Origin of the sequence: Rhizobium halophilum (genome assembly GCF_021648825.1) — a bacterium.
Classification (GTDB): domain Bacteria; phylum Pseudomonadota; class Alphaproteobacteria; order Rhizobiales; family Rhizobiaceae; genus Neorhizobium; species Neorhizobium halophilum.
This window is the reverse complement of the sequence record NZ_JAKJHS010000002.1, coordinates 91,156-113,940: the sequence shown is the minus strand read 5'-3', so window position 1 is coordinate 113,940 and position 22,785 is coordinate 91,156. Positions and strand designations below refer to the sequence as shown.

The window sequence follows — 22,785 nt, the reverse complement described above, 5'->3', positions numbered from 1 at the left end:
TATCACCGCAACTTCAGCGTGGACAGACCAAGCAGAGCAAGCCCCACCGCGATGATCCAGAAGCGGACGACGACCTGGCTCTCGGTCCAGCCGAGCTTTTCGAAATGGTGGTGGATGGGCGCCATCAGGAAGACCCGTCTGCCTGTGAGTTTGAAGAAGCCAACCTGAATGATCACCGACAAAGTCTCCATCACGAACAGGCCGCCAATGATGATCATGACGATCTCATGTTTTGTGGCGACTGCGACTGAGCCGATCAGCCCTCCAAGCGCCAGGGAACCTGTATCGCCCATGAAAATGGCAGCTGGCGGGGCGTTGAACCAGAGGAAGCCCAGTCCAGCACCAATCACCGCCCCCAGGATGACGGCGAGTTCGCCCGTACCTTGCACGAAGTTGATCTGCAGGTAGTTGGCGAAGACTCCATTGCCGACGAGGTAGGCGATGACCCCAAAGGAAGCGGCGGCGATCATGACCGGCACGATCGCAAGACCGTCTAGCCCATCAGTCAGATTGACTGCATTGCCGGCTCCGACGATCACAAACGCGCCGAACAGGACGAAGAAGATGCCGAGGTTAATGAAAAAGTCCTTGAAGAAGGGGAAGGCTACCGAGGAACCAAGCGTCGGATTGGTCGACTGGCCGGTGGCCAACGCGATGCGCATCATGAAAAATACGGCGATTGCCGCGATCAGAAACTCGATACCAAGGCGTGCCTTGCCCGAGAATCCCTTGTCCGTCTGCTTGGTCACCTTCAGGTAATCGTCATAAAAGCCGATCGCGCCGAAGCCGAGCGTCACCAGAAGCGTCGCAACGACATAGACGTTTGAAAGATCGGCCCACAGCAGCGATCCCCCGACAATGCCTGCGAGGATCATCAGTCCGCCCATAGTGGGCGTTCCGGCCTTCTTGAAGTGGGTCTGAGGTCCATCGGCACGAATCGGTTGACCCTTGCCCTGTCGGACGCGCAGCGAGGAGATGATCTGCGGCCCGAAGAGGAATACGATCAAGGCCGAGGTGAACAGCGCGGCACCGGTGCGGAACGTGATGTATCGGAAGAGATTGAAGAATTGGAACGAGTCCGCCAGTTCCACAAGCCAAATGAGCATTCCTGGCCCTTTCTAGAAGCCGTATTAGTGTTGGCGATCCGTGTCGGGAACTGCCGGGTAATTGTCAATAAGGGCCGTGATGATCTTGCCAAAGCCGATCCCCAGCGACGACTTCACCATTACTACATCGCCCGGCAGCACGGAGCGGATCACGAAGGGCACGAGTTCGTCCGTGGTCGGCCGGTATTCGACATGTACGCTCTCCGGCAGCGAGTCGCGCAGAGCCGCCATCTCGGGACCCGCCAGCCAAACATGCTCGATCCCCGCCGCAAGAAGCGGCCCGGCCAGTTCCTCGTGAACCTTCTGGCTATGTTCCCCCATCTCCAGCATATCGCCCAGTACAGCGATGCGCCGACCATGTGCTTTCGGATCGGTGGATGCGAGAAGCGCGATCGCGGCCCGCATGGAGGCCGGATTTGCGTTGTAGCTCTCGTCGATCAGCGTCAGGAAACCTTCGCCAATGCCAAGTCTATGCTGCTCTCCACGGCCCTTGACGGGACGAAGATCGGCCAGAGCCTGTGCCGCCTTTTCCAGATCCGCACCGACAAGAAGGCAGGCGCCGAGCGCTGCCATTGCGTTTTCCGCAACATGGCGCCCGGGAGAGCCAATATGCACCTCCACGGTATCGCCGCTCAACGTCGCCCAGATCGTGGAGCTGTGCCCATCACCCTCGAAATCCGCAAGACGGAAATCCGCCTTCGCATGCTGGCCGAAACTGTAGATCCGTTCAACGCCGACTTCCTGGGCGCGCTCTTCCAGGAAGCCGAAGTGCTTGTTGTCGCGGTTGAGGATGGCTGCGCCGCCCGGCTCCACGCCTTCGAAAATTTCCGCCTTGGCGGCCGCAATCTCATCGATGCTGTTGAAGTGGCCCAGATGGGCTGCCGCAATCGTGGTGATGATCGCCACATGCGGACGCACCAACTTCACCAGCGGGCGAATCTCGTTTGCATGGTTCATGCCGATCTCGAAGACGCCGAACTCTGTGTCGGCCGGCATGCGGGCAAGCGTCAGCGGCACGCCCCAGTGGTTGTTGAAGGAAGCGACGGCCGCATGGACGTTCCCGGAGGGCGCCAGGACATGGCGTAGCATCTCTTTTGTCGTCGTCTTGCCCACCGAACCGGTGACGGCGATGATCTGCGCGAGGCTGCGTTCCCGCGAGGCCTGTGCCAGTCGTCCAAGTGCTGCCAGCACATCGTCAACGACGATCATCGGGATCGTCAGGCGTCCCATTGCCGGCAGCTTCGCCTCACTGACGACGATCAGCGAGGCTCCGTTTGCCACCGCGATGCTGGCGAAGTCATGGCCATCGACGCGGTCTCCCTTGATGGCGAAAAAGGCTTCACCAGGTCCGATCGAGCGGCTGTCGATGGAGATGCCGGTGATACCCTCCGGAGGAGACCCGACGGGACGCCCCTCCATCACGGAAACCATTGCCTCGGTGGTCCACAGCCAGCTCAAGATCCCGCCTCCTCCAATGCCTTTCGTACTTCCACGTGATCGGAGAAAGGCAGGACGCGATCGCCGATCGTCTGCCCTTCCTCATGCCCCTTTCCGGCGACGATTAACGTATCGCCGGATCGGAGGATTTCCACCGCATGGCGGATCGCCTCGGCGCGGTCACCGATCTCGGTGGCGCCGGGCGCTGCCGCCATGATCTCTGCGCGGATGACCTCAGGTATTTCCGATCGCGGATTATCGTCCGTGACGATGACCACGTCGGCGAGCTTCGTTGCAATATCCCCCATGATTGGTCGCTTGCCCTTGTCGCGGTCGCCCCCGCAGCCAAACACGACGACGACGCGGCCGGTGGTGAAGGGCCGCACGGAAGCGAGAACATTCTGCAACGCATCCGGCTTATGCGCATAATCAACATAGGCCAGAGCGCCCTGCTTCGTCTGGCCGACCAGCTCCAGACGACCGGCCGCTCCCTGAAGTTTTTCAAGTGCAGCCATCGCAACGGCAGCCGGTGTTCCTGTCGACATGGCAAGCCCTGCCGCCACCAGTGCGTTTGCCACCTGGAAATCGCCTGCGAGCGGGATGTCGACCTCGAATATCTCGTCGCCGACATGAATTTCTGCCATCTGCTTGTGGCGGAAATGCTCGACGCGCTTGAGGCTGAGATAATCGCCCTGACGACCGACTGTCTTCACGTCGAGACCCGCGGCCTGCGCAACCCGTATCGCCTCCGCCGACCATTCGTCGTCGGAGAAGATGACCGCCGGTGCACCCTTCGGCAGGAGCGTATCGAACAGCCGCATCTTGGCCGCCATGTAATTCTCGACGGTCGGGTGATAGTCCATGTGATCGCGGCCGAGATTGGTGAAACCGGCAGCCGCCAACTGAACCCCGTCGAGGCGCGACTGGTCAAGCCCGTGACTTGACGCTTCCATCGCGGCATGCGTCACGCCTTCGGCCGCCAGTTCGGCCAGCAGTGCATGCAGCGCCACCGGGTCCGGCGTTGTCAGCGAACCGTATTCATTGCGCGTCGGAGACACGACGCCCGTCGTGCCGATCTGCGCGGCCGCCATGCCGGCATCAGCCCAGATCTGGCGCGCGAAGGATGCGACGGAGGTCTTCCCGGCGGTGCCGGTGACCGCCACCACGGTCTGCGGCTGAGCGCCGTGGAACCGCGCTGCGGCAAGCGCGAGAAACCGACGAGGATTGGAGACGACGAGAACTGGGATCTGCGCCTCGACGGATGCACCGGCCACGGCAGCAACTGCGCCCTTGGCGGCCGCATCAGCGACGAACTGCGCACCATCCGCTCTGCTTCCGGCCAGGGCGGCAAACAGCATGCCGGGCGCTGCCTTCCGGCTATCGGATGTCAAACCAGCGATCTCTATATCACCCGTCGGTCCGGCAAGGATGTCGTTGATCTCCGGGAAGTCTTTCCCCGCAAGCTCTCGCAATTTCATCGGCGGCACTTTCTTTTCCCGAGCGGATTCTCACATTCCGCGAATCGTCCGCCCGATTACTTCTCGTTCAATAAGACACCAGCAGGGCAGACCCGTCATCGCCGAATTTCGGCTTTACACCGAGAATGGCAGCGGATCGGCTGATAATGTCATGAGCCATCGGCGCGGCTGACGTACCCGCCAGGGCGGCACCGTTGCCCTTGTCGGTCTTCGGCTCGTCGATGAATGTAAGGACTACATACTGAGGATCGTCGATTGGGAACGCCGCCAGGAACGCGTTGAAGTTCTTGTCGTGAACATAGCGCCCATTGACAACCTTGTCCGCCGTTCCGGTCTTGCCGCCCACGTTGAAGCCTTCTACGCGCGCGTTCTTACCCGAGCCCTTCACGCCGTTCCAGTGGAACAAGAACCGCATCGCATCGCTCGTGGAGGAGTTCAGCACTTGCTTGGCTACCTGATCCGCTTCCTCCCGGGTACGCGGCAGGAAAGTCGGATCAATAAGCTTGCCCCCATTGACCAAGGCAGCGCCAGCGACAGCCGTTTGAAGCGGTGTGGTGGCCACACCGTGACCAAAGGAGATCGTGATGGAGTTGATCTTCTTCCACTCCTTGGGCTGGCTGGGTTGCGCCACCTCAGGAAGTTCGGTGTGCATCTTCGACAGCAGCCCGAGCTTTGTCAGGAACTCCTTGTGCCCCTCGATACCCACAACGTCCGCCATCTTTGCGGTCCCGATGTTCGATGAATACTGAAACACCTCGGGGACAGTCAGGAAGCGGCCCTTGCCATGGAAGTCCTTGATGGTGAAACCTCCAATGCGAATGGGATAGCGTGCATCGAAGCTGTCATTCATGTTGACCTTGCCGGAGTCGAGCGCCATGGCGGTCGTGAAGGACTTGAAGGTCGAGCCCATCTCAAACGTCCCGTTCGACATCCGATTTAGCCAGCCTTCTTCGGCTCCGGCAGCAGGGTTGTTGGGATCGTAATCGGGCGCGGAGGCCATGCCGATCACCTCGCCCGTATGAACATTCAAAACGACGGCTCCCGCGCCGATCGCCTTGAACTTGTCGATCGCAGAATAGATGACTTCGCGGACGATCGACTGCACCCGAAGATCTATGGAGAGCTTGACCGGTTCGAGCGGCTGGTCGGAGGTCATGCCCACGGCTGCCAGGTCCGCCAGACCTTGGCCGTCGACATAGCGTTCCATACCGGCAACGCCGCGATTATCGATATTCACATGCCCGACCACGTGAGCGGCGGTAGCGCCACCGGGATAGAAACGACGCTTCTCCGGACGAAAACCGATCCCTGGGATACCGAGCGCCAGGATCTGACTCTGCTGCTTGGGTGTCAACTGACGGCGCAGCCATTGGAATCGGGAGCGGGAATTGAGCTTGCCATAGACACTCTTGGCATCCAGATCCGGCAAGACCGTCGCCAGTTTCTCGATCACCTCATCCGCATCAACGATCTTATGTGGCTCGGCATAAAGCGAAACGGTCCGGATATCTGTTGCCAGCACCTCGCCGTTACGATCCAGCAGATCAGGGCGCGATGCGAGGAGCCGATCCGCAGGCATGATGCTGGAGGTCACCTCCGGCTCTGCCATCCCGTACTGAACGAGCCGCCCCCCGACAACGCAGTAAATTGCTGCGAAGCCGACGATCAACAGTCCGACCCGATTGCGTGCTTGCGCTGCCTTACGCTTGCCCGAGCCCTCGAACGAACTGCCGCCAGACACGCGGCCGCTTCGCGTTTGGGCGGACACATGCGCCCGGCTTTTCAACACCATGATGCGAGCAAGGAAGGACATCAGCGGTTCACCGATCCGGTTGAAATGATATCGACAGGATAACCGCCGCGGGGGATGGGCAGAGGGATGTCGGAGGCCGGCGCTGCTTTGCGCGCCTCCTCGACACCCTTGATCGCTGCCGCAACGTCGCCGCCTACGCTGGCAATCAGTTCCTCGATAGTTGTCTCCGGCATCGGCAGTTGCGAGCGCGGCATTGGGAGTTCGACAGGCATGGCGAGCTGGGTAGGCGCCGTCGGCACCAGTTGCAACTCCGACTGGTACGCCGCAATCAATCGCTCCAGGCGGATGGGCTGAGTGAGAAGCGCCCAGTCCGCTTTCAGCAAATCGATCGTGTCCTTCTCCAGACGGATCTCCGATTCAAGCCGCCGAACCTCCTGCAAGGTATCGTCGGCGCGATGTTTGATTGTGTAGGTCACGACGGCAGCAGCCGTCATGACACCGATGAGCACGAGATCGAGGCTCCTAAGCATGATCAGGCTCCTAGGTTGCTGAGGGCGGTGAGGCTTGGCAGATCGAAGATGGCCATATCTGCGGGACCTGCCTGCGCCTCGGTTCGGAACCCTGCACGAAGCTTGGCCGACCGTGCCCGCGCATTGACCTCAGCCTCTTCTTCGCTCGCCGCAACCATTCCCTTGCCGATAGGCTCGAAGGTTGCAGCTCTTTCCGCGACCAGCGGCATGTGGCGCGAGCCCGAAGCCTTGCCGGAGCGATCGGAGAAGAATTTCTTGACGATCCGGTCTTCAAGCGAGTGGAAGGTGACGACGACGAGGCGTCCGCCCGGCTTCAGGGCTCGTTCAGCTGCAAAGAGCGCCTGCGCAAGTTCGCCCAGTTCATCGTTCACGAATATGCGCAGCGCCTGGAACACCCGCGTTGCTGGATGGATCTTGTCCTTGGCCTTGCGGGGATTGACGCTCTCGATGAGATTGGCGAGATCTCGGGTCGTAGCAAAGGGTCCGGCAGCACGGCGTTTTTCGATCGCCCTAGCGATACGGCCGGCATGCTTCTCTTCCCCCAAGAAACCGAGAATGCGGGTCAAGTCACCGACCTTCGCCCGATTGACGACATCGGCGGCGGACACACCGGCGGACGACATGCGCATGTCGAGCGGTCCATTTCTCTGGAAGGAGAACCCACGCTCCGCCTCGTCGATCTGCATGGAAGAGACGCCGATATCGAGCACAACGGCATCTAACCCTTGGTCGGGGGCATGAGCGCCCAGATCGGAGAACCGCGACTGAATGAGTGCTAGACGCCCACCACTCGACGCAACCAGACCCTGCCCGGCAGCGATCGCGCTCGGGTCTCGGTCGAGCGCAATGACCGACGCACCACTTTGAAGAATAGCGGATGTATAGCCGCCGGCACCAAACGTACCATCGAGGATCACCTGCCCGGGCTGCGGATCAATCGCCGCCATGACCTCTGCAAGAAGAACCGGAATGTGGCGAACAGGTCCGCCTTCGGCCTCGGTCTGCCCTCCGCCAATGTTCGCCGCCATTCCAATCCCCCGTCTCAAGCGGGACGCGGTGAAAAGCGCCCCTCCCTCGCTGCCGCCTGCGCGTCCTGAAACGCCCGCGGCTGCCAAAGCTGAAAATGATCCGAGCGCCCGACGAAGGTCACTTCCGAGCTGATTCCCGTGAAATCCCGGATGAAATCCGTGACCATCAGCCGGCCCTCCGCATCGAGCCTCATGAAGACGCCGCCACCGTGAACCAGCAGCGACATCCTGTTCGCTTCCGGCGAGAAAGGATCGACGGACGCGATCTGCCGCTCGTAACGATCGAGCAGATCCGGGCCCCCGACGCTGATCGCCGGATAGATAAAGTCCTGGAGACAATAAAGCTCCAGGTTCCCCCGCCCCACCAGAACGGACCGAAAGCCTGCAGGCACAGAAACGCGCCCCTTGGCATCGATCCGGTTGGTAGCATTCGACAGGAAGCGGTCCGTTACGCCTGACATCCGCCCCGTTGCTCCTCAGGGCGCCAACGCGCCCCTGATACACGACTGAACCAGACAAGGCTTCGCCCACCAAACGGATGAACATCCGCTCGCTGCAGCGACCACAACTTGATGATTGGCGGGCCTTCATTTGCCCTTGAACAGTACGTGAATGGGATAACATGGGACCATATGGGCGTCAATGGGAAGAGGCCCCGCAGCAAGGCCGCAACAGGGTTTATTTATGAGCTGTTAAGTTTAACAAAGGGTTAGTACGACTCGCCGAGAAAGAGGTTTGGGAGGCAAAGCTAAGCCTCACCTAAAGACTCTGCAAGCGGCTGAAACAATTGATATTTTCGCGACACCTTACATGCGCGACCACCTCCGGAACGAGACGGTCCGGAGGATGGCCGAGGATGAGAAAATATTGTAGCCAGTTGGCCTGTAAGCCGGGTTCTGTATGGCCCCGGCGCAAGCGCCGGAACGTGGCAGCCATTCATCTGGGACGATGCTTGCACATCGCCTCGCGCAACCCACCCGGACGACTAGCCCGGAAACAGGCTGTAGCGCCGCAAGCGACACCCGCGTCATCCCTATTCGGTCTTGCTCCCGGTGGGGTTTACCTTGCCGTTCCTGTTGCCAGGACCGCGGTGGGCTCTTACCCCACCCTTTCACCCTTACCCCGCCACCTCTCCTGCTCGGCAAAGGAGCAGGACAGCAGGCGGGGCGGTTTCCTTTCTGTGGCACTTTCCCTAGGGTCGCCCCCGCCGGACGTTATCCGGCACCGTGTTTCCGTGGAGCCCGGACTTTCCTCACCTCACCGCCTTTCGGCATTGGTGAAGCGCGGCTGCCCGGCCAACTGGCAGGCGTGAGATAGTCGACTTCATCCGGGAACGCCAGCGGAAAGCGCTGACGCCGCCGACCAGATAGATCGCGCCTGGACACTGGCAACGTGGCTGGTATCCCGGATCGCCCCGTCGAAGGCCAACTCCGCCCGAGGCGCCCGATCTCGGCGGAGCTGTTCGCGCCTGCGCCACACGCCCCGAGGACGCCAATCCGACGCGATTCTGAAAAGGCGATTGCTGGGTGCCGGCTGCGGTGAAAGACGTGACGCAGGCGGATAAGGACGTGCGAAAAGGTCGGGCCGCGGCATCAGGCGCTCCATGACCTGTGTCAGCTGGCGGTGAGCTGCTGTCTCGGCCACCGCTGCGGATCCGGCGCGGAGTCACGAAGGAAGCTTCACCGAAAAAGCGGTAACATCCCGCTTCCGAAGTCCTCTTCGCCAAGTCCGCCATTTAACATAAGCAGCGCTCCCAGCCGCCCTAGTTCATCGGAAGATTTCGCAGCAACAAAGTTACCACCCGTCAGAACGGCCACCTGAGAGGACGGCTGGAAGCCGGCATAGGGGCGGCCGGTGGGAGTAAATGTCGCCACGCAGGGTGCAGATGTCGTGCGGCAGCCGGAAAGGCCCGGCATCAACTGCAGGGCGACCTCGACGAGCCGGCGCGCTTCATCAGGATCGCCCGAGCTCCGGAACCATGTGCGGACCTCGTCAAGTGTGGCGAAGCCACCTGCTTCTATGTCTCCGCCGAGCTTCAGATAGACGTTGCCGTCGGGATAGCGCACGGGCGGCAGAATGTAGACATGATCCTCTTCCCGTTCCGTGAAGACGATGGTGGACGGCATGCTACCGAAGCGGGCCTGCCTTTCTTCATCAAGTTCGAAGAAGACCACGGTGCGCGGCGCGGCCCTGAGATCGAGCGGGCGTGGAAGGAGGTTGTGGAAGTTGGAGAAGGCGCCGGCGGCAATCAGCACCCGTTCCGCCTGGCAAACCAATCCATTGGCGGTTTCCACCCGCACATGTCCGCCCTCTTCCCGAACCGCCGTCACCACGGCGTTGATCCGCCGCCCCCCCTGCTCGGCAGCAATTGCCTTTTGAGCGCGGACCAGTGCTCGAGGGTTAATGTGACCGGCCTCGACATGCTCGTAATAGCCGAAGAGGTGCGGCGGAAATGAAAACTGCGGGAAGCGGGATACAAGCTGGGGCGCTTCAAACTTCTCGACCAGAAGGCCTGAGACCTGTGCGACCTGGGCGGCGCGGTGAAGATAATCTGAGGCGGAGCGCGGCTCCGGACCAGCAAAAAGGCAGCCTGCTTCGGTGTAGAAGCGGATACCGCTTCGCGTCTCGATATCCCGGTAGCGTTCGATGGAGCGGGCGGCGAAGCTGGCCCAGAGCGGGTCGGCATCGAATTGGCGGGTGATCCGCGCCTCGTCATAGTGACTGGCGAACACGCCCTGATGCGCCTGGTAGTCGGGAGGCTCCGCCGGCCCGATAAGTGCGACCCCATCCGCCTGTTCGGAGAGATGACGCGCGGCAGCGGCACCCATCATGCCGCCGCCGATGACGATATATCTGAACTGCTCTGCCATGCCTTGCCGCTGATCCCGAAGCCCGCGTCACGACCGGAGTTCTAACCGGTTCCGGTTGCGGAAGGCTAGCGGCAAACGGCGCAGGCGGATCAGGTTTCCAGGAGAGCGAGAACCTTGCCGCAGTAGCGCTTCGAGATCGGGTTCATACGCTTGGCGCCGTGACCGGCATTGTACTTCAAGATCGTGCCGCAGGTCTTGCCGCCTCCGAGTTCGTGCGCCGCTCCGAGATACTTCATACCGAACTCGATGTTCGTCTCCGGATTGTAGAGCTGCTTGACGCTGCCCTTGTAGCCCATCATCCGCGCCGTTGCCGGCTTGATCTGCATCAGTCCGATCTCGCCCGCAGCGCCGCGCGCCTTGGGATTGAAGTTGCTTTCCACCTTCACCACGGCATGGGCGAGTTCGACGGGAACGCCATATTCCTTCGCATACTTGGTGATGATCTTTGAGTAGGGGTTGGTTGACTGCATTGCCGCAGCGAGTGGGCTCCTGGACGAGGCATAGCCCGCGGTGGTGACTTTCGATTGCAGCGCAACAGTCTTCGTCTTGGTTGCCTCCTCGGCAAACGCACCCTGAGGAGCAGCGGTAAGCATGACGACACAGGCCGCAGCGGCAACAATTGCATTTCTCATCTTCGAAAAAACTCTCCAGACTAGCGGTCTCGCCTGGCCAAGCGCCAGCCTCTGCGCACCGCGCCACGCAAGCGCTGCGGCAGTGGGTAAGACCCACAGATCATTGATGTTTTGCAGTCCCCCGTCCTTCGGTGGCGACCACGTCGATGAGCTGGTTTAAAACGGCGCAATGAGGAAATGATGTGGCACGGGCGTTTTTTTGTGCCGAAGCGAAGGAACCAAGCTTCTTCCCGGACATTAACCGAGGTTGAATTCCGGCAGCGACACGATCAGGCGATGGAGCGTGTCGATGGTGGAAATGTCGGCGATACCATCGACGCGCTGCTGGCGAAAATGACGCTGAAAAGCTTCGATCACGCCCTTCGTTCTGTCGCAGAAAACGCCACTAGCTTCAATGTCATAGCCATAGATGGACAGCATCGACTGGAGTGCCTCGATTGGCTGCCCGCTGTCCCCCCGCTGAAAGAACCGGCCGCTGCTGATGGGGGTGGGTTCAACCCAGTGCCCCAGGCCCGCACGATGCAGTTTCTCCCACGGAAAATTTTCTCCCGGATCAACCTTCCTGATCGGGGCCACATCGGAGTGTCCGAGCAACCGTTCGGCTCGAATCATCCACCGCGAGCCGCAATCGCGACACAATTCCACGACGGCCTCAAGCTGTGCGTCGGGGAAGGACGGCAGGCCGCCCGGATGTCCGGCATTGGCAATCTCGATGCCGATGGAGGCGGAGTTGATATCGCTCTCCCCCGCCCAGCCGCTCTTGCCAGCGTGCCAGGCGCGCGCACCTTCGGGCACCAGTTGTACAACGCGCCCGTCCTCGTGAACGAAGTAATGGCTGGACACCTGGCTTCCGGGATTGCAGAGCCACGCAAGCGCCTGCTCGTGATCCGGCATCCCCGTATAGTGGAGAACGACCATATCGGGCGCGCGGTCACCCACACGAGGCCCGAAGTTCGGAGAGGGCCTTACTATTGCGCCGGGATAGTCGGCGGCAAAGTCATTCATGCAGCGCGGCGCTCTTTCTCGATCGCAGCATAGGCCGCATTCAACGCTGCCATGCGTTCGTTGGCTGCCGCATGCAAGGCCGCGGGGACGCCACGGGCGATCAGCCGGTCGGGGTGATGCTCGGAGACCAGGCGCCGGTACGTTTTGCGGATTTTGGAGAAGTCGTCCTCCGGCGAAACGCCAAGGACGAGATAAGGGTCTCTGCCCTCCATATGGACATGGCGTGCGAGGATACGGCGGAAGTGCTCCTCGTCGATCTTGAATATCTCGGCGATCCTCGCCAAGAACGCCAGTTCTTTCTCGTGCATCAACCCATCCGCCTTAGCGATATGGAAGAGCCCGTCGACAACGTTCTCCAGCATCGGACAATTTTCGTCACCGCTTCCGCAGAGGCCGGCGAGCTTTGTGGCATAGGCCTCGTAGCCGGCGATGTCCTGGCGCGCCAGGTTATAGAGCCGCGCGACGTTGTGCGCTTCCTCCACAGGGAAGTCGAAGATTTGTCGAAAGGCGTCAACCTCCTTCTCGGTGACCAAACCATCGGCTTTCGCCATCTTGGCCGAGAGGGCAATGATCGCCACAGAGAACGAAACCTGCCGGCGCGTCTCGGGATCGCCTTCGAAGACCGATCGAATCGCCTCGACCACGCGGCCGAGCGCATTGCCTGCGGCGTCGCCAATTGCACCGAGCAGTCGGTCCCACAGAGACGATATCTGAAAGCAGTTGAAATCGAAGTTCATGCCGCAAATGACCAGATAATCGGGTTGGGCGCAAGAAGCCTGACTGTGCCAGGACGGTTAAACTATGTTCATCTTTTCCGAACAAAGAGCCAACTTCTGAACGCCTCCTCCGTTCCGAGCTTTCTCAGAATCCGTAACCGCGGCGCCATGGCCGGTAACAGAATCAGGACCCTGCGACGTTGCGGCCTTCGGCTCCGCGGCTCCCCAGCGGGTTCTCGAGTGCCAGCACTTGAAACGATTAGATCGGACGCCTGCGACGCGGAAGTTTCCCCAGGTGGCGAAATGCCCGTTTTTCCTGATTAATCTGCTTTACACCCGTCATTCTCTGCTCCACATCCTGCATATGCTCACAATGCCGATTGGCGCTACAGGAGGATGGGATGGCGAAACAGAAAGTGGCGATGTTGACCGCGGGCGGATTGGCTCCCTGTCTCTCGTCTGCAGTCGGCGGGTTGATTGAACGTTATACCGATCTGGCCCCCGAACTTGAGCTGGTTGCCTACCGTTCCGGCTACCAGGGCCTTCTCAAGGGCGACCGTATCGAGATCACGCCCGATATCCGCGCAGGCGCCCATCTGTTGCATCGCTACGGCGGGTCACCGATCGGCAACAGCCGGGTCAAACTCACCAACGCGGCCGATTGCGTGAAACGTGGTCTTGTCAAGGAAGGCGAGAACCCCCTTCAGGTTGCCGCTGACCGCCTTGCCGAAGACGGCATTACTATCCTCCACACGATCGGCGGCGACGACACGAACACCACCGCGGCCGATCTTGCCGCCTACCTCGGCGCCAACGGCTATGATCTCACGGTGGTGGGGCTACCGAAGACGGTGGACAACGATATCGTGCCGATCCGCCAGTCGCTGGGCGCTTGGACTGCTGCTGAAGTCGGCGCACACTTCTTCGACCACGTCAGCAACGAACAGAGCGCGGCACCCCGCACGCTCGTAATCCACGAGGTGATGGGGCGCCACTGCGGCTGGCTGACCGCTGCCACGGCACGAAAGTACATCCAGCGCACCCAGCACAACGAATATTGCGAAGGCCTGATGATGAACACGTCGATGAAGAACATCGACGGTCTTTACCTCCCCGAAATGGTCTTCGATCTGGAGAAGGAGGCGGAGCGCCTGCGCCAGGTGATGGACGAGCGTGGCTACGTCACCTTGTTCGTCTCGGAAGGCGCCTGCCTGGATGCCATTGTCGCCGAACGAGAGGCCTCGGGCGACGAGGTCAAGCGCGACGCCTTCGGCCATGTGAAGATCGATACGATCAACGTCGGCAACTGGTTCCAGAAACATTTTGCGGCCCGGCTGAATGCGGAGCGCTCAATGGTGCAGAAGTCCGGTTATTTTGCCCGTTCCGCTCCGGCCAATCCCGGAGACCTGCGGTTGATCCAGAGCATGGTCGACCTCGCCGTCGACAGCGCGTTCGACAAGGTCTCGGGTGTCACCGGCCATGATGAGGATCACGGCGGGCGCCTGCGAACGATCGAGTTCCCTCGAATAAAAGGTGGAAAACACTTCGATCTGTCGGCAAAATGGTTCGGTGAGGTGATGGACTTTATCGGTCAACCGTTCGAAACGGCCTGACGATATCGCGAACACAGAATGAGGAGGAAGCGATGACAATCGAAACTTGGACAGCCTTCTGCGCTGCCTCGATCCTCGTCATCGCGCTTCCAAGTCCGCTTGCTCGTCTCATCGCCCGCTATGCCGCCCAGCGAGGTCGCCATACGGCATTCCTGACCGTGCCGGCCGTCGCGCTGGGGCTCGGCGCGGCGATGACGGTTGCCGCGCTGCCGCTGCTGGCCGTTGCGTGGGCGGCTCCAGCGCTTCTCAAGCCTCTTTCCTGGCTCGGGCTGGCGTATCTTATGCTCTACGCCCTATGGTCATTCCAGGAACCCTCGGTCCGCTGTCCGATCGTCGCCAACGACAATCTGCCGGAACAGCGCCCGGCGAGGATTTTTGCGCGGCTTCTGAGCAACTGTCTCGCCAGCCCCCGCTATGTCGCCGTCCTAGTGGCACTCCTCACCCAGTTCACCTCGCCGGCGATAGGGTCTCCAGCGATCCTGTTTCAGATTCAGATGGCCTTCATCGTCCTGGTCGCCGCCGGAGCGCTGACGCACGTCGTCTTCCCGCGACGCACCATCAATCGCTCAGGCCGTGGTGCACGGCTGCATCCAGTCTCGCGCAAGCTGGGTACGCGATTCATCGCGCGACGCGCCGTGACCGCAGGGTACCGCCGCATCGCCGCTTGAGTCCGGCTTGCCCGGACCAAGGTGATAGGTTAATGAAAAATCAGCAGACGACATCGGGCGGCTGGAGAAACCGTAAGATCATGAGAACGATCCAATGGCGATGAACCGGTTCTTGAGCCGCACGGCCCTCGTTTCCTTGGCCCTCGCATCAGGGCTTGCGGGCTGCTCCAGCGTGGAACCGGACTTAGGGAAGACAGCGCGTTTGGAGCCGGCTACAGGAACTGCCGAGCAAACAGCCTTAACAGACGCAGTTGCTACCGATGGATCTACGACCACAGTTGCCACGGCCTCTGGCGACACGGCGGGCGCAGTAGCACAGGCCAAAACCGCCCGTATCCCCCTTGCCACTCCCGATACGACCTCTGTTTCACTGGCGCAGAATGCGGCCATGGCTCTTCCCGAGATGGCACCTCAGGTGGCCTATGCGACGGCGGATCCTGTCTCGGCAACACGCGCTGCTGCAGCCATTACCTCGGTTACCGAAACCGAAAGCTTAAGCATCCCCGCCGCTGAGCTTCGGGCCGAGGCGCTCGCGCCGGACGAAGACGAACTGACGCCCGACATGCAGGCCCTGCAATCTGTCATCCCCATTCCGCGCCCGGACGTGAAGGCACTGGCTTACGCGGCCCCCACTGCCCCGGCGGCCGTGGCGACGCTACAGTCGGTTGACACGCGCAACCAGTTCCCGCCAGCCCCAGGTGATCCGCTTCCGGCGACCGCCGCCGAGGCACCTGCTGATCTGGCAAAGCTCATCAAGCGCTATGCGGGTCTCTACGGCGTCCCCGAATCGCTGGTTCACCGGGTGGTTCACCGCGAAAGCCGCTACAATCCAAAGGCCTACCACAAGAACGGCTACTGGGGTCTCATGCAGATCAAGTATGCCACCGCGAAGTCGATGGGCTATGACGGTCCGCCGGAAGGCCTGCTCGATGCGGAAACCAACCTCAAATACGCGATCAAGTATCTTCGCGGCGCCTGGCTCGTTGCCGACAACAGCAATGACAACGCGATCCGGCTCTACGCACGCGGCTACTACTACGATGCCAAGCGCAAAGGCATGCTGCACGTCCTGCAGCAGTAGCCCCGCCCGCCATCTCTGACTATTTGCTGAGTTCGACGATCCGGCGCACCAGCGGCGTCACCTCGTATCCGTCGCGGCGCGGCGTGAGGCCCAGCCTGACGACCGCAAGGTCGAGCGATGGGATGATTGCGATCGTCTGACCATCATGTCCCTGCAGAAAGAAGGTGTCGTTCGGCAAGTCGGCCTCGTCCTCGCCAGGCAGCCAAGTCTGCATCTTTGAATATCGTCCTCCTGACGTCCCATTCGGTTCAGCCATTAGACGGACAAAGCCCTCCGGCAGAAGGCGAGTGTCGTCCCACACGCCGTCGCGAAGCAACAGAAGCGCGAACCGTGCCCAGTCCCGACCCGTCGCATACATGTAGGAGCTCCCCACGAACGTCCCTGCCGCATCAGTCTCAAGGACGGCGCTTTGCATGCCGAGCGGCCGGAAGAGCGCCTGATTCGGATAGCGCAAAGCGACCGTCTGATCGTCGAACGCGTTCATCCAGATGCGCGACAGAAGCACGGCGCTGCCGGAGGAGTAGCTGAAGCTCGTCCCGGGCTCGGTCATGAGCGGCGCGTCGGCGGCGAAGGCCGCCATATCCGGTTCGAGATAGAGCATCTGCGTGACATCCGTCACGGAGCCGTAGTTCTCGTTGAATGCGAGACCGTCCTCCATGGCCAGTAGGTGGGCAAGCGTGATCTCTTCGCGCGGGTCGCCGATCCACTGCGGCAGAAGCGCCTGCTGGTCGAGCCGCATCCGTCCGTCGCGCAAAAGGGTACCGATGATCGCCGCATTGACCGTCTTCGTCATCGACCAGCCGAGGAGTGGCGTGTCTGCAGAAAATCCTTCGCCATAGCGCTCGCCAATAATGCGTCCGTCACGGACGACGAGCACCGTCCGCATGCCGGGCCCGGTGAAAGCAGCATCTGAAAGAATCGCTGCAACGGCCTGATCGGACCCGATGATGTCGCCGTTCGGCCACAAGCCATCTGCCCTGCCACCAGACGCATGATCCAGCGCAGAAGGAGCAGGCACCGCCTTCGCTCCCTCCGGTACCGCAGCACATCCAAATCCCTCGCGATAGAGAGCCTCATTGGGCGCAATGAAGCCCAGCAGCGCCGCCCTCACCCGCTTCTCATCCCGGTCGACTTCCACCGTCATCAGCTTGAGCAGCGGATGGCCCGGCGCCTGAACATCGACTGCGAGCACCTGCTCAGGGTCGCGTTCCGCCAGGAAGACATTCGAGCAGACGATCTTGGCGGCATAGCCCGCACCGACCCGCAGCAGGGCCGGAGGCACGAAGTAGAGCCAAGCGACGCCGCCGACCAGAAGCACGATCAGGGCAACGGCGAGGGCTTTGAGGATACGGGAGAGGTAATTCATCAAGGCTTCCTGTTGTGCTCCAATGCAAGCAGCAAACAGCGCCCGGGAAAAGCCCCTTCCGGCTGTTGCGCACAGCCTGCGTCATCAATCTGTAGCATCGCCCGTCTACATGCCCGGAAACCACGGCGGGAGACGATCATGGCGGATGTTGCTCAGCATGCAGGCGGATATCTCGGCAACCGCAGGCTCAAGGACGCGCTGCTGCAGCACAAGGCGCTGTCGCGCAAAGGCTTTTCGGAACGGGTTTTCGGTCTGCTGTTTTCCGGCCTCGTCTACCCGCAGATCTGGGAGGATGCCGATGTCGACATGCAGGCGATGGAGCTTGGGCCGGATCACAGCATCGTCACGATCGGCTCGGGCGGCTGCAACATGCTCGCCTATCTCAGCCGCGCACCGAAAGCAATCGACGTGGTGGATCTCAACCCGCACCACATCGCGCTCAACCGACTAAAACTGGCCGCCTTTCGGCATCTGCCGACGCACCGCGACGTCGTGCGGCTGTTCGGCATCGATGCCGTCAAAAGCAACAGCTCGATCTACGACATGTTCATCTCCGCCAACCTCGACCCGGTCACCCGCGCCTATTGGGCGCGCCGGCGGATGAACGGCCGCCGCCGTATCGAGGTGCTTGACGGCAATATCTACCGCACCGGATTACTGGGGCGCTTCATCGGTGCCGGCCACCTGCTCGCCCGTCTGCACGGGGTGAACCTGACCGAATTCGCCAAAGCACGCTCGCTGCGTGAACAGAGGCAATTCTTCGACACGGAGATCGCGCCGCTGTTCGACAAGCCGCTGATCCGCTTCATCACCGGCCGCAAGAGCTCGCTCTTCGGTCTCGGCATTCCCCCGCAGCAGTATGACGAACTGGCCCGCGATGCCGACGGCAATTCCATTGCGCCGGTCCTGCGCCAACGCCTGGAGAAACTCGCGTGCCACTTCCCGCTGCGTGACAACCATTTCGCATGGCAGGCCTTTGCCCGCCGCTATCCGCGGCAGCACGAGGGCACTCTCCCGACCTATCTTCGACCGGAGAACTACCTGACGATCCGGGACAATGTGGAGCGCGTCACGGTCCACCACGCCAGCTTTACCGAACTGCTGAAGTCAAAGCCCGCGGCCTCGGTCGATCGATATGTTCTGCTCGACGCGCAGGACTGGATGACGGATGCGCAGCTGAACGATCTGTGGGCAGAAATCGACCGGACGGCTGCGCCGGGTGCGCGGGTAATCTTCCGCACCGCGGCAAAGGAAAGCGTGATAGAGGGCCGCGTCGGATCGCACCTGCTGCGCCGCTGGACCTACCTCGCCGATCGATCCAACGAGCTCAACCTGCGCGACCGCTCGGCGATCTACGGCGGCTTCCACATCTACGAGCTGCGGGTATGACGGATCTCCACCAGACGGCGGCGCCGGCGGAGATGCACGCCGAGCAGATGGACCAGATGTATCGCTATCAGCGCCACATCTACGACCTGACGCGAAAATATTATCTTCTGGGCAGGGACCGGGCGATTGTGGAGTTGCAGGTTCCGCAGGGCGGCCGGCTTCTGGAAGTCGGCTGTGGCACCGGCCGCAATCTTCTGCTGGCGCACCGGCTCTACCCGGCCGCGGAACTCTATGGCCTCGACATCTCCGCCAAGATGCTGACAAGCGCGCGCCGCCATTTCGAGGGCCAGGCGCAGCAGCCGGTGCTCGTGCGCGCGGATGCCACCACCTTCCAGGCGAGCGACTTCGGCGCAGACGGATTCGACCGCGTGATGATCTCCTATGCGCTATCGATGATACCGGATTGGGAGAAAGCGATTGATGCCGCGCTTGCTGCGCTATCGCCCGGCGGCTCGCTACACGTGGTCGATTTCGGCCAGCAGGAGCATTTGCCCCGCTGGTTCCGGTCCGCGCTGCAGGCCTGGCTGCAGCGCTTCCACGTGACGCCGCGTGCTCGGCTGCAGGAGGCACTGGAGGACAGGCTGGAGCAAGCCGACGCGGACATGATCTTTGAAGAGATCGGCCGCGGATATGCTTGGCACGCCATCCTGCGCAAGCGCAGCTGACTTCGGCGGCTTGCAGTGACGCGCTTTCTGCGGCGTTATAGTGTTCGCAAACTGCGGCTTCACGCGAGGCTTCGGTCGTAGCACCAGCAGATGGACCTTGGATGCCCCGCACTGCCTTTGCATTTTTGACCGCGACGCTCCTGCTGAGCGGATGCAGCGCCGTGAGCTACGAAGCGCTCAGCACCGCCTCCATCGTCAAGCCGCGCTTCCAGGACAACGACCCGGTCGACTTCGGCCACAAGCATCCGGGCAGGCACGACATCCACGGCATCGACGTCTCCAAGTGGAACGGCGACATCGACTGGCAAGCGGCGAAGAAATCCGGCGTCGCCTTCGCCTTCATCAAGGCAACTGAGGGCAAGGATCGCATCGACAGCGGCTTCGAAGCAAACTGGCGGGGTGCGGCCGCCGCGGGCCTGCCGCATGCGCCCTACCATTTCTACTATTTCTGCTCCACGCCAGACGATCAGGCAGACTGGTTCATCCGCAACGTGCCGAAAGCTGCGGTCCGCCTTCCGCCGGTGCTCGATGTGGAGTGGAACCACGCATCCCCCACCTGCAAGCTGCGTCCGCCGCCGGCCACCGTGCGAGCCGCAATGCGGCGCTTCATGGATCGCATCGAGGCCCACTACGGCAAGCGGCCGATCATCTACACCACCGTCGATTTCCACCGTGACAACCTGGTCGGCCAGTTCGACGACTATCACTTCTGGGTTCGCTCCACGGCCCAGCATCCGGAGGGCATCTATGCGACCCGCCGCTGGGCGTTCTGGCAGTACACCGCGACGGGCGTCGTCCCGGGCGTCAGCGGCAACACCGACATCAACGTCTTCGCCGGTACGGAAAAGAACTGGCAGGCCTGGGTCGCCGCAGCCACGGAATGAGCCCTACAGCCAGCAATGCGCTGGCGCCGCGCTTCCGTCACATTGATCGCCGAGACCGACACGAACCTGTTCCTGCGATGGAGACCCCTTATGCCGATCGCCCGCCGTCTCGCCATATCCGCCCTCATGTCGGCCTGCTTTGCCCTGCCAGCGGCCGCCCAGACCTGCGGCGGCGACCTTGAAAGCTTTCTGGACGGCGTCAAGGCGGAAGCTGTCGCTAAAGGCATTCCGGCCGAGACTGCAGACCGCGCTCTGACGGGTGCCCGGATCGACCAAAAGGTGCTGTCGCGCGATCGCGCTCAAGGGGTCTTCAAACAGACCTTTCTCGAGTTCTCGCAGCGGACGGTGAGCCAGGCGCGTCTCGACATCGGACGCCAGAAGCTCAAGCAGTATGCCAATGTCTTCCAGCGCGCCGAGCAGGAGTTCGGCGTACCAGCTGGCGTCATCGCTGCCTTCTGGGCGATGGAAACAGACTTCGGCGCGGTTCAGGGCGACTTCAGCACGCGCGACGCGCTTGTCACTCTCGCCCATGACTGCCGCCGGCCCGAACTCTTCCGGCCACAACTGCTGGCACTGATCGAGATGGTGCAGCACGGCGATCTCGACCCCGCGACCAACACGGGCGCCTGGGCAGGCGAAATTGGACAAGTCCAGATGCTCCCGGAAGATATCATAGCCTATGGCGTAGATGGCGACGGCGACGGACACATCAACGTCAAGAGCAGCTCTCCGGATGCGATCCTGACGGCAGCAAAGTTCATCCAGAGCCTCGGCTATCGCCCGGGCGAGCCCTGGATCCAGGAAGTGACGCTCCCCAACAACCTCGCATGGGAACAAAGCGGTCTCGGCAACGAAAAGCCCGCGAACGAGTGGTTCGCCATGGGTGTGGCTCCACGCGACGGCGACACCACGTTTTCCAACCTGCCCGCTGCCCTGGTTCTGCCGCAGGGACGCAAGGGACCGGCTTTCCTGACCTACCCGAACTTCAATATTTACCTGGAGTGGAACCAGTCCTTTATCTACACGACCTCCGCTGCCTATTTTGCCACCCGTCTCATGGGTGCACCGGCGTACCAGAAGGGCAATCCGGAAGCAGGATTGGATGATGCGAACATGAAGTCACTGCAGACGAAACTGCAGCAGAGGGGCCACGACGTCGGCAAGATCGATGGCATTCTCGGCTCGGGCACGCGCCAAGCAGTTCAAAAGGAACAGGCAAGGCTCGGACTGCCGGCGGACGGCTGGCCAACACAGGCCCTGTTGAGTGCCCTCTGAGGCCTGTCCTGCTGCCGCGGGATTCGGGTGGCGTATTGGGAAGGCTGTCGCTATGGCTCCCGCATCGGCACAAGGAGAATCACTGTGGCAGCCCAACCGCAACAGAGACTGACGGGAACCGCCTGGGGACTGCTGCTCTTGCTGGGGTTGATCTGGGGCGGCTCGTTCTTCTTTGCGCGAGTGGCTGTGCTCGAGGTCCCGCCTTTCACCCTCGTCTTCCTCCGCCTCTCGTTGGCGGCGATCGCCTTGCACATCTACCTGCACGGGCAGCACGACCTCTACAGGACGCTTAGAACGCATTGGCGCGCCTTTGCGATGATGGGTTTCATCAACAACGCCCTGCCCCACACGCTGATCTTCTTTGGGCAAACGGAAATCGGCGCCGGCCTTGCCTCTATCCTGAACGCGACGACGCCGATCTGGACGGTACTGATCGCCAATCGCTGGACCACCGACGAAAAGCTAACGGCGGCGAAGATCGCCGGCTGCCTCACTGGGCTCGCCGGGACGGCCGTTCTCATCGGTCCGGCACTCGGCTCCACCGCGCATGCGCCAGTCTGGGCACTCGTTCTGCCCGTACTGGCGGCGATCTGCTACGGATTCGCCGGGACCTTCGGCAAACGTTTTCGCGGCATTCCTGCACCAGTGACGGCTACCGGCCAGTTGACCGCGTCGTCGCTGATGATGCTGCCTGTGATGGTCCTTGCCGACCAACCGTGGTCACTGACCCTCCCAAGCCTCAGCACCATATCCGCGATCCTGGGTCTGGCGCTGCTTTCGACCGCCTTCGCCTATCTGCTCTTTTTCCGCTTACTTTCCATGGCCGGCGCCACCAACACCTCCCTGGTGACGCTATTGGTTCCGCCTTCTGCGATTCTCCTCGGAGCCCTCTTTCTTGGTGAACGGCTTCAATGGACGGAGATGGCGGGAATAGCACTCATCGCCCTTGGGCTGCTGATCCTCGATGGACGGTTGTTTCGCACGCGCGGCCCTATTGCGGTGCGATAGCAGACGCTTCTTTGGACGAAAGACGTCACGTGATGTTTCGCTTCTTAACGTCACGGGACGAGAATTCGGAAATTATTCACCACATCCGTTAATCCGATAAATGCATAATTATCAAATCGGTAGAAGCAAGATTCCGACCGAAAAACGAAGTCCGTCGCTGCATTGCAGCATAAAATCCGCTTTTCAAGATGCTCGAAAAGGACATACACTGAACCAGTCAGCACAAGGAGGCAGACATGGGACGTGCATACTCTCTCAATGTCCTGGTAGTCGGTGCAGCG

20 protein-coding genes and 1 other RNA gene are annotated in these 22,785 nt (G+C 61.3%); 8 read left to right on the top strand and 13 right to left on the bottom strand.

Annotation, left to right across the window (positions count from 1 at the left end; translation table 11 throughout):
- Positions 1-2: 2 nt before the first annotated feature.
- The 12 genes from mraY to LXM96_RS05005 all read right to left on the bottom strand — a co-directional run bounded on the left by mraY (position 3) and on the right by LXM96_RS05005 (position 12,576).
- Positions 3-1,106 (bottom strand): phospho-N-acetylmuramoyl-pentapeptide-transferase, encoded by a 1,104-nt coding sequence (gene mraY / locus LXM96_RS05060; RefSeq protein WP_239997294.1) that lies wholly within the window; start codon positions 1,104-1,106, stop codon positions 3-5.
- 24 nt (positions 1,107-1,130) lie between these two features.
- The gene (locus tag LXM96_RS05055) at positions 1,131-2,564 is read right to left on the bottom strand and encodes a UDP-N-acetylmuramoylalanyl-D-glutamyl-2,6-diaminopimelate--D-alanyl-D-alanine ligase (protein WP_239997293.1); all 1,434 of its coding nucleotides are present in this window, start codon (positions 2,562-2,564) and stop codon (positions 1,131-1,133) included.
- Positions 2,561-4,021, bottom strand: a complete 1,461-nt coding sequence (locus LXM96_RS05050; protein WP_239997776.1) for a UDP-N-acetylmuramoyl-L-alanyl-D-glutamate--2,6-diaminopimelate ligase — start codon at positions 4,019-4,021, stop codon at positions 2,561-2,563. The genes LXM96_RS05055 and LXM96_RS05050 overlap by 4 nt, the downstream gene beginning before the upstream one ends.
- A gap of 67 nt (positions 4,022-4,088) precedes the next feature.
- Positions 4,089-5,834 (bottom strand): peptidoglycan D,D-transpeptidase FtsI family protein, encoded by a 1,746-nt coding sequence (locus tag LXM96_RS05045; RefSeq protein ID WP_239997292.1) that lies wholly within the window; start codon positions 5,832-5,834, stop codon positions 4,089-4,091.
- Positions 5,834-6,304: a cell division protein FtsL gene (gene ftsL / locus LXM96_RS05040; RefSeq protein ID WP_239997291.1), complete on the bottom strand. Its 471-nt coding sequence runs from the start codon at positions 6,302-6,304 to the stop codon at positions 5,834-5,836. Before ftsL ends, LXM96_RS05045 begins: the two co-directional genes overlap by 1 nt.
- A gap of 2 nt (positions 6,305-6,306) precedes the next feature.
- Positions 6,307-7,332: a 16S rRNA (cytosine(1402)-N(4))-methyltransferase RsmH gene (gene rsmH, locus LXM96_RS05035; RefSeq protein WP_239997290.1), complete on the bottom strand. Its 1,026-nt coding sequence runs from the start codon at positions 7,330-7,332 to the stop codon at positions 6,307-6,309.
- Between the two features lie 14 nt (positions 7,333-7,346).
- On the bottom strand, positions 7,347-7,793 hold the full coding sequence (mraZ, locus tag LXM96_RS05030) for a division/cell wall cluster transcriptional repressor MraZ (protein ID WP_239997289.1): 447 nt from the start codon (positions 7,791-7,793) through the stop codon (positions 7,347-7,349).
- Positions 7,794-8,201: 408 nt separating this feature from the next.
- Positions 8,202-8,635, bottom strand: an RNA gene (rnpB, locus tag LXM96_RS05025) — RNase P RNA component class A.
- 376 nt (positions 8,636-9,011) lie between these two features.
- On the bottom strand, positions 9,012-10,202 hold the full coding sequence (locus tag LXM96_RS05020; protein ID WP_239997288.1) for an FAD-dependent oxidoreductase: 1,191 nt from the start codon (positions 10,200-10,202) through the stop codon (positions 9,012-9,014).
- An 89-nt stretch (positions 10,203-10,291) separates the two neighbouring features.
- Entirely contained in the window at positions 10,292-10,834 is a 543-nt protein-coding gene (locus LXM96_RS05015) for a lytic transglycosylase domain-containing protein (RefSeq protein WP_239997287.1), read from the bottom strand.
- A 237-nt stretch (positions 10,835-11,071) separates the two neighbouring features.
- Positions 11,072-11,839 carry an N-acetylmuramoyl-L-alanine amidase gene (locus LXM96_RS05010; RefSeq protein ID WP_239997286.1) on the bottom strand — a complete coding sequence of 256 codons (768 nt, stop codon included), beginning with the start codon at positions 11,837-11,839 and terminating at the stop codon, positions 11,072-11,074.
- The gene (locus LXM96_RS05005; protein ID WP_239997285.1) at positions 11,836-12,576 is read right to left on the bottom strand and encodes a J domain-containing protein; all 741 of its coding nucleotides are present in this window, start codon (positions 12,574-12,576) and stop codon (positions 11,836-11,838) included. The genes LXM96_RS05010 and LXM96_RS05005 overlap by 4 nt, the downstream gene beginning before the upstream one ends.
- Positions 12,577-12,956: 380 nt before the next feature.
- Here LXM96_RS05005 and LXM96_RS05000 point away from each other — a divergent pair, with 380 nt between their 5' ends.
- The 3 genes from LXM96_RS05000 (at position 12,957) to LXM96_RS04990 (ending at position 15,917) form a co-directional block, all read left to right on the top strand.
- Positions 12,957-14,168: a pyrophosphate--fructose-6-phosphate 1-phosphotransferase gene (locus tag LXM96_RS05000; protein WP_239997284.1), complete on the top strand. Its 1,212-nt coding sequence runs from the start codon at positions 12,957-12,959 to the stop codon at positions 14,166-14,168.
- A 32-nt stretch (positions 14,169-14,200) separates the two neighbouring features.
- Positions 14,201-14,836: a LysE family translocator gene (locus LXM96_RS04995; RefSeq protein ID WP_239997283.1), complete on the top strand. Its 636-nt coding sequence runs from the start codon at positions 14,201-14,203 to the stop codon at positions 14,834-14,836.
- A 94-nt stretch (positions 14,837-14,930) separates the two neighbouring features.
- The gene (locus LXM96_RS04990) at positions 14,931-15,917 is read left to right on the top strand and encodes a transglycosylase SLT domain-containing protein (RefSeq protein ID WP_239997282.1); all 987 of its coding nucleotides are present in this window, start codon (positions 14,931-14,933) and stop codon (positions 15,915-15,917) included.
- 19 nt (positions 15,918-15,936) lie between these two features.
- On the opposite strand, the gene LXM96_RS04985 is transcribed toward LXM96_RS04990, so the two are convergent.
- Complete coding sequence (locus LXM96_RS04985) at positions 15,937-17,283, bottom strand: serine hydrolase domain-containing protein (protein WP_239997281.1); 1,347 nt, start codon at positions 17,281-17,283, stop codon at positions 15,937-15,939.
- 138 nt (positions 17,284-17,421) lie between these two features.
- Between LXM96_RS04985 and LXM96_RS04980 the strand changes: the two genes are divergently transcribed.
- The 5 genes from LXM96_RS04980 to LXM96_RS04960 all read left to right on the top strand — a co-directional run bounded on the left by LXM96_RS04980 (position 17,422) and on the right by LXM96_RS04960 (position 22,504).
- Entirely contained in the window at positions 17,422-18,672 is a 1,251-nt protein-coding gene (locus LXM96_RS04980; RefSeq protein ID WP_239997280.1) for a DUF3419 family protein, read from the top strand.
- Positions 18,669-19,337 (top strand): class I SAM-dependent methyltransferase, encoded by a 669-nt coding sequence (locus tag LXM96_RS04975; protein WP_239997279.1) that lies wholly within the window; start codon positions 18,669-18,671, stop codon positions 19,335-19,337. Before LXM96_RS04980 ends, LXM96_RS04975 begins: the two co-directional genes overlap by 4 nt.
- A gap of 101 nt (positions 19,338-19,438) precedes the next feature.
- On the top strand, positions 19,439-20,221 hold the full coding sequence (locus tag LXM96_RS04970) for a glycoside hydrolase family 25 protein (protein WP_239997278.1): 783 nt from the start codon (positions 19,439-19,441) through the stop codon (positions 20,219-20,221).
- Between the two features lie 90 nt (positions 20,222-20,311).
- Entirely contained in the window at positions 20,312-21,496 is a 1,185-nt protein-coding gene (locus LXM96_RS04965) for a lytic murein transglycosylase (RefSeq protein WP_394801889.1), read from the top strand.
- 84 nt (positions 21,497-21,580) lie between these two features.
- Positions 21,581-22,504, top strand: coding sequence for a DMT family transporter (locus LXM96_RS04960; RefSeq protein ID WP_239997277.1), 924 nt, complete (start codon positions 21,581-21,583; stop codon positions 22,502-22,504).
- The last annotated feature ends 281 nt before the right edge of the window (positions 22,505-22,785 follow it).